At 52.9% G+C, this 12292-nt stretch carries 13 protein-coding genes and 1 tRNA gene; 1 reads left to right on the forward strand and 13 read right to left on the reverse strand.

Annotated elements, in window-relative coordinates; genetic code table 11:
• From Q0Z71_RS10380 to Q0Z71_RS10420, 9 genes are all read right to left on the reverse strand, one after another.
• On the reverse strand, positions 1-173 hold a 173-nt coding region (locus tag Q0Z71_RS10380), incomplete at its 3' end, for a 4-hydroxyphenylacetate 3-hydroxylase N-terminal domain-containing protein (RefSeq protein WP_298022179.1).
• A gap of 420 nt (positions 174-593) precedes the next feature.
• Positions 594-670: transfer RNA gene (locus Q0Z71_RS10385), tRNA-Ile, on the reverse strand.
• A 279-nt stretch (positions 671-949) separates the two neighbouring features.
• Positions 950-1861 (reverse strand): 2-hydroxy-3-oxopropionate reductase, encoded by a 912-nt coding sequence (gene garR, locus Q0Z71_RS10390; protein WP_298022182.1) that lies wholly within the window; start codon positions 1859-1861, stop codon positions 950-952.
• A gap of 70 nt (positions 1862-1931) precedes the next feature.
• Complete coding sequence (ilvD, locus tag Q0Z71_RS10395; protein WP_298022007.1) at positions 1932-3593, reverse strand: dihydroxy-acid dehydratase; 1662 nt, start codon at positions 3591-3593, stop codon at positions 1932-1934.
• A gap of 9 nt (positions 3594-3602) precedes the next feature.
• Positions 3603-4538: a 3-hydroxyacyl-CoA dehydrogenase family protein gene (locus Q0Z71_RS10400; RefSeq protein WP_298022010.1), complete on the reverse strand. Its 936-nt coding sequence runs from the start codon at positions 4536-4538 to the stop codon at positions 3603-3605.
• A gap of 35 nt (positions 4539-4573) precedes the next feature.
• A complete protein-coding gene (fabZ, locus tag Q0Z71_RS10405) occupies positions 4574-4984 on the reverse strand; it encodes a 3-hydroxyacyl-ACP dehydratase FabZ (protein ID WP_298022013.1) in 411 nt (136 codons plus the stop codon).
• A gap of 23 nt (positions 4985-5007) precedes the next feature.
• Positions 5008-5943 (reverse strand): 3-keto-5-aminohexanoate cleavage protein, encoded by a 936-nt coding sequence (locus Q0Z71_RS10410; protein ID WP_298022016.1) that lies wholly within the window; start codon positions 5941-5943, stop codon positions 5008-5010.
• 69 nt (positions 5944-6012) lie between these two features.
• Positions 6013-6801 carry a sugar phosphate isomerase/epimerase gene (locus Q0Z71_RS10415; protein WP_298022019.1) on the reverse strand — a complete coding sequence of 263 codons (789 nt, stop codon included), beginning with the start codon at positions 6799-6801 and terminating at the stop codon, positions 6013-6015.
• Complete coding sequence (locus Q0Z71_RS10420) at positions 6792-7265, reverse strand: VOC family protein (protein ID WP_298022024.1); 474 nt, start codon at positions 7263-7265, stop codon at positions 6792-6794. The genes Q0Z71_RS10415 and Q0Z71_RS10420 overlap by 10 nt, the downstream gene beginning before the upstream one ends.
• Before the next feature lie 221 nt (positions 7266-7486).
• Between Q0Z71_RS10420 and Q0Z71_RS10425 the strand changes: the two genes are divergently transcribed.
• Positions 7487-8560 (forward strand): LacI family DNA-binding transcriptional regulator, encoded by a 1074-nt coding sequence (locus tag Q0Z71_RS10425; RefSeq protein ID WP_298022028.1) that lies wholly within the window; start codon positions 7487-7489, stop codon positions 8558-8560.
• A gap of 97 nt (positions 8561-8657) precedes the next feature.
• On the opposite strand, the gene Q0Z71_RS10430 is transcribed toward Q0Z71_RS10425, so the two are convergent.
• The 4 genes from Q0Z71_RS10430 to Q0Z71_RS10445 all read right to left on the reverse strand — a co-directional run bounded on the left by Q0Z71_RS10430 (position 8658) and on the right by Q0Z71_RS10445 (position 12264).
• Entirely contained in the window at positions 8658-9128 is a 471-nt protein-coding gene (locus tag Q0Z71_RS10430; protein WP_298022031.1) for a PPC domain-containing DNA-binding protein, read from the reverse strand.
• 96 nt (positions 9129-9224) lie between these two features.
• Positions 9225-10115 carry a 2-hydroxy-3-oxopropionate reductase gene (gene garR / locus Q0Z71_RS10435; RefSeq protein WP_363316704.1) on the reverse strand — a complete coding sequence of 297 codons (891 nt, stop codon included), beginning with the start codon at positions 10113-10115 and terminating at the stop codon, positions 9225-9227.
• Positions 10116-10546: 431 nt separating this feature from the next.
• Positions 10547-11941, reverse strand: a complete 1395-nt coding sequence (locus Q0Z71_RS10440; RefSeq protein WP_298022034.1) for a DUF2812 domain-containing protein — start codon at positions 11939-11941, stop codon at positions 10547-10549.
• Entirely contained in the window at positions 11938-12264 is a 327-nt protein-coding gene (locus Q0Z71_RS10445) for a PadR family transcriptional regulator (protein WP_298022036.1), read from the reverse strand. The genes Q0Z71_RS10440 and Q0Z71_RS10445 overlap by 4 nt, the downstream gene beginning before the upstream one ends.
• Between the last annotated feature and the right edge of the window lie 28 nt (positions 12265-12292).

The raw sequence follows: 12292 nt of genomic DNA on the forward strand, positions 1-12292 counted from the left end.
AGATCCGCGTACTGGGGATCCTGGGCCAGGGCGTAGGTCATGGCGACGCAGTTGATGGAGGGACGGATCATGGGGTGATCCACCCAGTTCTCGATCTTCTCGCCGAACATGTACACCCGGGTGTTCAGCTTGCGCAGGCTCTCGATATACTCCTGTGCGGTCATTAATGCCATTTTATGTTTCCTCCTTATTCTTATTGTTGAATGCTCTTTGTTGCGCAGATGCTGATCCTGCTTGTTTTGGTTCATATAAAGAACCCACGAAAGCAATGGGGCACAGCATCCCACTGATTCCGCAGCTATAAAAGGTGGAGAATTTTCAGTAGTACAAGGAGAGGTTCAAATTCCGCTTAAATGTGCGGCGCGACTCTACTCACATCAGCATCGAATTAGTTTTCACTAACGGTTAAATAAAAAAGCGCCCTGTTTGCTTGGCGCTAGTTCGAACAGAGAGGTTTGTGCTCCATGTACTATGGGCCTAACGCCTCATGTTCACTGCCAAATGCGCTCTATTCGAATGGAGTGCCCCGCTGCGTTGCAAGCCGCTCTCCAAAAGGCCGAATGAAGACACTAAGACCATTGTGATACGGGGCATGGTGGGTACTCGGGGTGTCGAACCCGGGACCTGCCGGCTATGAGCCAGCTGCTCTACCCAACTGAGCTAAGTACCCATTAAATCTGTTGTTTCGCTTTTGATTGTTTTAATTGGGTTGACAATGTCAATGCACACAGCAATGAGATTTTGAAATGGCGATTAGAAGCACCATGAAGGAAACTGCCGGCGGAGAACTTTCATTCACACGCCGGACACATTCCGGATGTTCCCTTTTTCAATCGGTTATGCGAAACTCTTAAATAAATGCGGGTGCGGACTTTTGAAGTCCTAATTCAGATTCAAAAGTCCGCACCCTTTATCATTCAATCAAGTGGTACCCGATTACTGGAACTGTCTATTTTTCTGCGCGCTTGAGTTCAACACCCGCAATTTTTTCATAGTATTTCATCAGAGCGGAGTGATCCTCCGAGCCACAGCCGTTAGCGGACATATACTTCATTTCATCCATTACCAGGCTTGCCAAAGGCATGGGAGTACCCAGCGCATGACCGGTCTCAAGCACATTGTTCAGATCCTTAATATGCAGGTCCAGCCGGAAACCCGCCCTAAAATCGCGATCCATCGCCATAGCCAGCTTACCATCCAAAACCTTTGAGCCGGCATATCCATTCTTGATCGCGTTGTAAATTACTTCGGGTTCCACACCGGCCTTTGCCCCCATTACAAACGCCTCGGCAACTGTTGCAATTTCTACTGCCAGAATGTGCTGATTGACCAATTTTGTAGTATTTCCAGCGCCCAAGCCACCACAGTAAGTAATCGTTCCAGCCATTGCATTCAAAACCGGCAGCATCTCATTGAAAAGTTCTTTATCTCCCCCGCACATCAAAGCCAGCGTGCCATTGATGGCACCGGTTTCGCCGCCGGAAACAGGGGCTTCCAGCATAGGAACACCTGCCTCGGCGCAGGCTTGTCCAACCTCCTTGGTCACCAGGGGAGCAATAGAACTCATGTCGATAATCTTCATGCCCTCATGGCGGCCTTCTAAAACACCATTCACACCCAGAATAACAGTCTTAACGTGAGGAGAGTTTGGGAGCATAGTAATAACAACGTCGCTGTTTGCAGCAACCTCTTTATTACTGCTTACAGCGGTAGCACCTGCGGCAGCCAGTTCCTCGACACCCTTAGACACAACATCGTAGACATACAGTTCATGCCCAGCCTTCAGCAAATTTTTCGCCATAGGGCGTCCCATAACGCCCAACCCAATAAATCCAATTTTCATAATAGTTTTCCCTTCAATCTGTACGGATTTTGTTTTCGGCAATTGTCCTGCAAGAAATTCCGATTAAATGGTAGCATTACTTTGGCACTTATTCAGCTTCCAAAATAGCGCCCATATTGGCAGAGGTGACCATAGCGCGGTAGCGCTTGAGGTAACCGGAGACCTGCTTGGGGGGCTGGGGAACGGTCTTGGCCTTGCGGGCCTCGATCTCCTCGTCGGAGACCAGCAGCTGGATGGAGTGGTTGGGGATGTCGATGGCGATCTGGTCGCCGTCCTGGATGTACGCCATCAATCCGCCCGCGGCCGCCTCGGGAGAGACGTGGCCGATGGAAGCGCCCCGGCTTACGCCGGAGAACCGGCCGTCCGTCACCAATGCACAGGTGGAGTCCAGGCCCATGCCTGCCAGCGCGGCGGTGGGGGACAGCATCTCCCGCATGCCGGGGCCGCCCTTGGGACCCTCATAGCGGACCACCACCACGTCGCCTGCCACCACCTTGCCGGCGTACAGGCCCTCACAGCAGGCCTCCTCGCTGTCAAAACACTTGGCGGGGCCGGTGTGGACCATCATCTCGGGAAGAACCGCGCCCTTCTTCACCACAGCGCCGTCGGGCGCCAGATTGCCGTACAGCACCGCCAGGCCGCCGGTCTGGGAGTAGGCGTGCTCCCGGTCGCGGATCACGTCCTCGTCCATGATCTCCGCCTTGGCGATACGGTCCGCCCAGGTACCGTCCACGGTCCTGGCGGTGGGGTCAATGAGACCCATATCGTTCAGGCGTTTCATCACGGCGCTCAGGCCGCCTGCTGCATCCAGGTCTACCAGGCAATGAGGGCCGGCGGGATTCAGCTTCACCAGATGAGGAACATTATCACTGACAGCGTTGACGCCCTTCAAGTTAAAATCCATGCCGGCTTCATGGCAGATGGCGGGCAGGTGCAGCATGGTGTTGGTGGAGCAGCCCAGGGCCATATCAGCGACCAGGCCGTTGGTGATAGCTTTGTCCGTGACGATGTCACGGGGGCAGATGTTGTCCCGTACCAGGTCCATGACCTTCATACCCGCGTGCTTGGCAAGCAAAATGCGCTGACTCTCCACGGCGGGGATGGTGCCGTTGCCGGGCAGACCCAGGCCCAGGATCTCCGTCATGCAGTTCATGGAGTTGGCGGTGAACATGCCCGCGCAGGAGCCGCAGCCGGGGCAGGAGTGCTCGACCAGCTCCTGTGCCTCGTGCCACGTCATCTTGCCGGTGCGCACGGCGCCGGGAGCCTCAAAGGCGTCCGTCAGCGCCACTTTCTTGCCGTTGGCCTTGCCGGGCATCATGGGACCGCCGGAGCAGAAGATGGCGGGAATATTCACCCGCAGGGCAGCCATGATCATGCCGGGCACGATCTTGTCGCAGTTGGGGATGAACACCAGCCCGTCAAAGGGGTGGGCGTTGGCCATGATCTCCACGGAGTCCGCGATATGCTCCCGGCTGGGCAGGGAGAAGAACATACCCTCGTGGTTCATGGCGATGCCGTCGCACACGCCGATGGCGGGAAACTCGATGGGGGTGCCGCCGGCCATGCGGATGCCGGCTTTCACCGCCTCGGCGATCTTGTCCAAGTGCATATGGCCGGGGATGATCTCGTTCTTGGCGCTGACTACGCCGATGATGGGGCGGGACAGCTCCTCGTCCGTCAGGCCCAGGGCGCGAAACAGTGCCCGGTGGGGAATGCGGTCCACGCCGCTTTTCATCAAATCACTTCTCATGATCTCACCTCACTTCTTGAAATACAGGACTTTTGCCAGCTCGATGTACATGCGGTCCCGCTCCCGGATGGCTTCGTCGGCCTTGTCACCGGAGTAGTCATAGAAGCCCTCACCGCTCTTGACACCCAGCTTGCCGGCTTCTACCATCTCGTGCAGCCGCTTGTTGCCCACTTTGGAATCGCTCAATTCGGCATTGAGGTAGCTGTTGATGTGGTCAAAGGTATCCAGGCCGCCGAAGTCCGCTACACCGAAGGGACCCAGTGCGGCGTACCGCAGGCCCATGCCCGCCTTCAGGACGGTGTCCACGTCTTCGATGGTGGCGGCGCCGATGTCCACGATGTGCAGGGCCTCCCGCAGGACGGCGAACTGGATGCGGTTGATGATGAAGCCGTTGATGTCGGCCACCACCACGGGCTGCTTGCCCAGGCCCTCCACCAGTTTGCGCATCTTCTGGACGTTCTCGGGACTGGTCTTCTCTCCGGCGATGATCTCGCACAGAGGCAGCAGGTGGGGGGGATTGAGCCAGTGCTGGCCCATGAACCGCTCAGGGTACTTGCAGGCCTCGGCGATCTCGGTAATGTGCAGGCCGGAGGTATTGGTGGCAAGCAGGGCCTCCTTGGGGGCGATCTCGGAGATCTCCCGGAAGAAGCCTTGTTTAATGTCCATGCGCTCCACCGTGCTCTCTACCACCAGGCAGCAGTCCCGGAAGCACTCCTTGTCCATGGTGAAGACCATGCGGTCCATGGCAGCCTTGGATTCCTCGGCGGTGATAAGGCCCTCTTTGACCATCATCTCCTGGTTGATGGCGATGAGGTGCTTGCCTTTTTCGATGCCGGCCTCATAGATGTCGTACACATAGGTCTCGTATCCGGCCAGGGCGTACACCTGGGCCAGGGACGCGCCCATGACGCCCGCTCCAGCCATTACAACTTTCTTTTCGTTCATGTTGGTTCCTCCTTAAATTCATATATTCACGCTTGCTATTGCCGCATAGCCAGGGTCACATCCCCTGTGGCGGCAAGTTCTCCATGGTTGTATATTTGCGCGGAACATACAGCAATTGCTTTCGCTGTAACTTCCGAGATTAATTTGGCATGGATCTCGACAGTATCACCCGGCAAGATCTTTCTTCGAAAACGGACATTGTTGATTCCTAGAAACAGCGGCGTTTTTCCAGCATAGCGCTCCATGGACAACAGCAGGATATCCGCAGTCTGCGCCATGCACTCAACAGAGTAAACACCAGGCAAAACTGGATCAGAGGGGAAATGTCCCTTGAATATCTCGCGTTCCGCAGATACATGGAAAGTCGTGGTGATCTGCACACCCGGTTCCAACTCTTCCACTGTATCGACCAGCAGCATGGGATCGCGGTGCGGAATAATTTCCATGATCTGTTCTCTTTCCATGATCATCAGAAGTTTACTTTGTCTCCGCCCTTGAGATGCAGCATCTCCCGCGCTTCATCAGGTGTTGCTATTTCAAAGTCCAGCGCATTCAGGATGGCTTTCATCTTGAGGACCTGCTGAGCGTTGCTGGTAGCCAGTTCGCCAGAAGGCTTGATATAGAGTCCATCTTCCATGCCAACACGAACATTGCCACCCTGTAGGGCCATCATGGTTGCGTTGCGGAACATCCGTCTGCCGGCAGAAACGGTGCTGTACTGGATGTCATCACCCAGCATCTTCTTTGCCTGGTCGATCATGAACATCATGCCCTCGTTAGACATGGGATAGCCGCCCATAACACCCGGGACAAACTGAATATAAATGGGCTGGGTGATGATCCCTTCTCTCTGGAAGTACTGTAAGTTGGCCAGCTGGCCATAGTCAAACACCTCATATTCGGGAAGGGTACCGCATTTGTTCATCGTTTTAATGCAATATTCAATATCCTTAAAGGTGTTTTTGAATACATTATCATATGTACGGGCAACAAAAGGAACTTCCCAATCATATTTGGGGGTAGGTCCCATGCCTTTTTCGAGCTTGTGGAAGCAGAAATTCATGGACCCACCATTGGCAGAGGCCATTTCGGGCTGGAACTCTTCAATTACTGAGAATCGTTCTTCGGTAGACATACCCTGTGCGCCGCCGGTAGTAATACCAATAACGGCATTAACTTCTTTCTTGATCGCCGAGAGGATCTGACGGAAAGTATCGAAATCACCAACGGGCATGCCGTCGTCACGCCGTGCGTGAATATGAACAACAGCTGCGCCGGCTTTCGCCGCATCAATTGCCTGTTGTGCAATCTGTTCGGGCGATGCAGGGAGATAGGGAGAGAGGGACGGCGTGTGGATTGCACCTGTAATTGCCGCTGAGATAATTACTTTTTTCTGCTTGCTCATAATATCAAATCCTTTCAAATTATTCCGGGCTTTCTGGAATACAATTCGCGTTTTTTACCGTTGGATTATTCACATACATGAAACCGCTGTCCGCATGACATCTGCGCACAATTCTCCTGCCGGCTCCAAGCGACAATCTGGCGCAGCCTCCACGCTTATCGCACCTTGGTACCCATTTGCAACAGCCTCCCGCAGAAGCTGCGTGAGCTTTGCTGTATCTTCGGCAGTCAGAAAACCCCTGTAATGGCCCTGCAAATCTGTGCTGATGTGCAGATGGCGAACATAAGGCATCACATCAGAAAATTGGTGAATGTCTTCTCCCATTACAAATGCATGGTAGTAGTCAAGGACCATTGCAACATTGGGAAGATTTACCCGCTTGACCATGGCTAAGGCATCCTCTGTTTGATTCATATAATTGCACAGATACTTATGAACTGCTTCTACCAGGATCATGATGCCATATTTGCTGGCTGCGCCTGCAACACAACGTAAAAAAGATTCCATCTCTTGATCGGCACGCTCTGACGGATAGCTGCCTGGCAGGACTCGTGCCGCCGGCGCGCCAATGCCGATACTTTGAATGCCAAGCGCATGACCCCGCAGGCAGAGACGGTCCGCATACTGTTTAATTGCACTTAAATTGCAGTTAGGGCCTATAATAGGAAGATTTATGCTGCAAAAATCATTAAAACATCTGCATGGGAAACCCGTCTTACGATATTTCTGCAAAAAATCTTGAAATTCGGTTTCAGAAAGGGTCATTATTTGTCTTGCAGAAAGTTCAATATAGTCATAGCCCATATTTGCTATTTGGGAATATGACTCTGTATTTCCACAACAACCAATTAACAACATATGCGCTCCTTCTCTACGATGGGGTCATGCGGGTTAAAAGCAGTATGACTTTCGTTGTCATCAGATTGCATCTCTGCCGCAGACATCTCACGAAATAGCTCGACTGACTCACCTGCAGGGCCAACAAAAAAAGCAATATAAACAGGATAGGGATCTTTGCCTTGAAAAACATACTTTGTGGGCTGCATCGACACTTGATACCCGGCGTCTTTGACTCGTTCCAGCAAGCCATCCACATCTTCTGCTTTAAAGGCGAAGTGATTCAAAACACTTTCCGCGGTATTAAGGCTATCATCAGAGATCAAAATCTCCAAGATAACGTTTTCGCACGATAAAAAAGTGGCATTATCTTGGATGCGGATAACCTTTAAGCCAAGGATTTCTTTATAAAAATCCACCACTGTTTCATACTGACTTTCTGCAACTTTTAGGGACAAATGATGCAATTGAGTAATACCGTTCACAATTGCGCCTCCTTCCATAGCAGGTGGAATTTTTTCAGTATTTAAGCATGAAAAAATTGGATTTAACCAACAAATCCTTCCCAAAGAAAATCAAACTCCAGTGGGGAGCAATTTCCGGGATTTAAAAAAACAATCTTGCCCAATTGAATTCTTCGTGATAATATTTTTTTGACAATAAGGATATAGGCCATTTATCGCTGTCAGTTAGGAGATCATGTTGTATGCAACCCCAACAAGTGACGATTTTAGATGTAGCTAAAGATGCCGCAGTCTCACCTGCCACAGTTTCACGTGTTTTGAATAATAATTCCCGTGTTGATCCAGCCCTGAAAGAGCGTGTTTTGGCTTCCGTGCGTAAGCTTGGGTATCTTCCTAATGCGAATGCGCAGAGTCTGATTACTCGTAATACATACGAGATTGGCTTTCTGGTTTCGGATATTTCTAACTCCTATTATGGAACAATTGCACGAGAAGTGGAAAATATTGTAAATCCAAAAAACTACAACTTGATACTGTGCAGTACGGACGAAGCAAAACCGCGGGAGTATGCATACTTACAGATGATGATGCGACGCCATGTGGATGGCTTGATCGTCAACCCTACTTGCATGAATAACGATGTGATTGCGGAGTTCAGTAAATTCATGCCAGTCCTCTTGATGAACCGACATATTGACCACCCTGGTTTTCGTGGGGATTTTATTGATACAGACGGATATACTGGATGCAAACTTATTACAACAGAGCTTCTGCGCGCCGGACATAGGAAAATTTACTGTGTCCATGGCCCGTTCATCTATCCAAACGCCCGTATGCGGTTTCAGGGATTTGTTGATGCAATGCAGGAATACGGCATTTCCGTTGACAAAAACTACCCCTATCTGTTTAACGGCCAGTTTACAATCGCGGGAGGGAAACTTGCTGTTGAAAATATGCTTCAGCTTTCAGATCCTCCGACTGCGATTGTCTCAGAAAGTAATATGTGCACACTCGGGATTTTGCAGCAGCTCCAGCGCTATCGTATCGACATTCCGGGAGATATCTCCCTCTGCGGACATGATCAAATCGATAATATGGAACTGTTTGATGTAAAGCCGGTCAGCGCTGTTTATGATTTACAGGAAATCGCACAGTGTGTTGGAAAAACGATTTTGGAGCGAATTCAAGATCCCGGCCTGGCGGCACGGCACTATGAGTTCCAGGCAACTTTATCGCCTGGCAATTCTATTGCGGCGCCCTCACAGGGACTGCCCCAGAAATTACGGAGCGAACTCAGACGCCATAAGGCGCAATAGTGAATAGACTTTCTCCTGGCGGAAAACCTTGAGATGATTGAAGAGTCTTTGTGGTGATGCCTCTGCATCACCACAAAGACTTTATTTAGAAAACGGATTATTTCGTTGCCTCGTAAGGAGCAAAATGATTACCATCCGCTTCGGGGTCATATGCGCGGACAAAATTGCCTCCAACAACTTCGACAATCATAACTTCGATCGTGGCGAGGGAGGGGCTCTCACCGGCGATAATGTGACCGCCGTAGAAGACGCCGTCATCACCACACATGCTAGCGTGGATATGCAGGCCGCCTTCGCAGATCAGACCCATAGCATTGCACAGTTCCACGGGGAACGTCCGCTCGTTTGCGGCACCATAACCAGCGCCCAGCTTGGCGTTGTTCTTTTCCAGATAGTAATAGCTGGTCTTCTCCAGGCTGCCGATCATGGAAACCCAACCATTTTGAATGTGCTTCTCCTGAATGATTTTGGTGATGCCCTCACACATATCTGTGCCAGGCAGAATTCTTGCCAGAACAATACGACCGATCTGTCCCTCAGAATATGCGACTCTTACTTCCTTGCTCATGTTAAATACTCCTTATCGTTTTTTATAAATTCCCGATTATCCATGGGGGGAATTGCTGTTAAGATGCATTGCGGCTAAAGTAATTCCTGCTTGAATTTACTTTGCGCGAGTCAGTTCAACACCAGCGATCCGCTCGTAATAACGCATAACTGCGGCGCTGTCCTCAGAGCCGGCACCAATCGCGGACATATACCGCATCTCATCCATGACCAAGCTTGCCAAAGGCATGGGAGCGCCCAGAGCATGACCGGTCTCAAGCACATTGTTTAGGTCTTTGATGTGCAGATCCAGCCGGAAACCGGCCTTGAAATTACGATCCATGGCCATGGCCAGCTTGCCATCCAGAACCTTGGAACCGGCATAGCCGTCCTTAATTGCGTTGTAAACCACTTCGGGCTCCACACCAGCCTTAGCACCCATCACAAAGGCTTCTGCAACGGCGGCCGTTTCAACAGCGATGATATGCTGGTTCACCAGCTTGGTAGTATTACCCGCGCCCAGGCCACCGCAATAGGTGATCGTGCCGGCCATAGCTTCCAATACAGGCGTCAGCTCTTCAAGCAGAGCCTTGTCGCCGCCACACATCAGGGCCAGAGTGCCGTTGATTGCGCCGATCTCACCACCGGATACAGGGGACTCGAGCATGGGGACACCAACTTCAGCGCAAGCTTTTCCGACTTCCTTGGTGGTAAGAGGAGCAATGGAACTCATGTCAATGATTTTCATTCCGTCGTGGCGGCCTTCCAAAACGCCATTCTGGCCCAGGATAACACTCTTGACATGGGGAGAGTTGGGAAGCATGGTGATGACGACTTCGCTCTTAGCGGCGACATCCTTGTTGCTCGCTTCAGCAATAGCACCACAGGCAACAAGTTCCTCGACACCCTTGGGAACCACGTCGTACACATGCAGCTCGTATCCCGCCTTCAAGAGGTTTTTTGCCATGGGACGTCCCATAACGCCCAGCCCAATGAAACCGATTCTCATAAATATCCAACCTTTCTAAAATAATGTGTCATTGAGTTTGTATTATGTTGCGGAATCAGAAAACCTTTTCTCGTCGCTGTAAACGTCATTTTTTTGCAAAAATAATATATATTAGCAGTAAGAAAACCTTTTCTTGCTGCTGCGCAACATTACTTACATAGAATAGACGTTATAGATTGGCGAGAAAACCTTTTCTTGTCCTGAGTATAACACCTTGGTTTTTTAGTTTCAATTGTGGGTTTCTACTTTTTTTGGGGCTTTTTTTTGTGAAAGTTGACTTTTTGCTTCAGCACCAATTTGAATGACAAGGTATGGAATTGCGAGTTCATTGCCATGATTGCAGACCGGCTGGTGCTGGAGCGGAAAAACGGCCGCGGACTGACTGTGTAAACGCAAAGAGGAAACGGAGAGGGAAGCCCTCTCCGTTTTTTTCACGCGTTTTTCAGCTTTTCCGCGGCAATGGCGATCTGGGCCGGGGTGGGCTCCCAGTAGAAGTGGATCTCCGCCATGCGGTCCGGCCAGCAGACCAGATACCGGTTACGGGGGTCCCCGCCCACATGCAGCTGGTAGACCCTTTCCGCGTCCCAGGCGGAGGCGTCCGCAGGGCGGTATTCATCCAGAAGCTCCGGCACATGGCGGTCGTTGAACCGCTCCACATGCCGCAGGAGGCCCCGCTCCACAATGCCCCGCAGGAGGGGGAGCTTGACCCGTATGATCGCGTATTCCAGATCCTGTGGGGCATCCTGGTCGCTCAGACGGGCCCGCTGGGTGTACTCCGTCAGGGAGGCCAGCGGGGTGGACTGGGGGTCCGCCTCCGTGGACCAGCCGTCGTAGTCCGTCTCCATCAGGTCCTCCACCCGCAGGGGGATCTCGTCGCGGTAGATGTTCCAGGTATCGCCATAGGCCTCATAGGTCTCCGCGGGAGGACGCTCCCCCACGCCGGACCGCAGCGCCGTGAACAGGCCCGCTGTCAGTGCGGCCATCAGGGCCACGGACATCAGAACGATGGCGGTCACGGTGACGGCCCGGTTGGCGGACCGGGAAAACTTCCGCCGTTTCAAAGCGCTCTGGAGATGCCAGGTGCTCCAGATGATCCCCGCCATGCCCGCGAGGTACAGGATCATGAAGCCGGCCATGGCCGCATCTGCCGGCACCAGCAGCTGCCAGAGCAGGACGAGGGTCATCAGGCCCAGAGCGCCCCAGATCAGCCGGGGATGCCCCGTGGCGGGGACGCATCCGCCCCCGCCGGCGATGGACCGCTTGGAGCGGAAGTACCAGCGGGCGTAGCCCAGCATATCCGCCAGGTCCACCAGAGACCCCAGAAAGATGAGTATCAGGAGGGTGAACTTGTGCGGACTGGACAGGTAGTCCGCCGTGTCCCAGTAGAAGTCCTTGGCCTGCATCCACAGCTGAAACAGCATCAGTGCCAGAAGGGCCAGCTCCCCCGGCAGGAAGTTTTTCCGCATGGTCCGGTGGATGGTGTCCAGCTGGATGGAAGGCTCCGTCTCAATGGGCACCGGGTCCGGCAGGGGCGAGCAGTAGATCTGCGCCTGCCCCCAGCCGGTGACAGGCTCCCACCCGGCGGCCAGACAGTAGTCCCGCAGGGTCTGCTGGCCCTCGGTGGGGCCGGGATCGAACTGGGAGCTGTCCGGGAAGTAGACCACGGCGTAGTGCAGCTCCTTCGGCTCCATCCGGCGGTAGAGCCACTGGCCCCGTTCGGCCTTGATGAGCCGCCAGCCCTCCCTGGCCCGCTTTTCCAGGTGGCGCTGGATGGCGGTGTAGTTGTAAAAGGAAAACATGGGCAGTTCCCGCTTCTGGTCTTTCATCTGTCGCTCCCTCCCCGTCCGGTGCAGGATTCATAGTCCGCCGCCAGAGCCAGCAGGCGGCGGTATTCGTTGTCCAGTGTGGTCTGTCCGGCGCTGGTGATGACGTAGCTCCGCTTTCGGCCCTCCACCTTCGTCTCCCGGATCATGCCGGAGGAGACGAACTGTTCCAGCAGGTTATAGAGAGTCCCCGGCCCCACAGCCACCCGGCCATGGGTCAGCGCGCCGACCTGTGCCATGATATCCGCGCCGCAGCACTCCCGCCGCAGGCAGAGGAGGATGTAAAACATCTGCTCCGTCAGGGTTTGAAATTTTTCCCGGGCCATCTGTGCGCCACCTCGATTATCGAATATC

The sequence above is a fragment of the uncultured Dysosmobacter sp. genome (genome assembly GCF_947631635.1).
Classification (GTDB): domain Bacteria; phylum Bacillota; class Clostridia; order Oscillospirales; family Oscillospiraceae; genus Oscillibacter.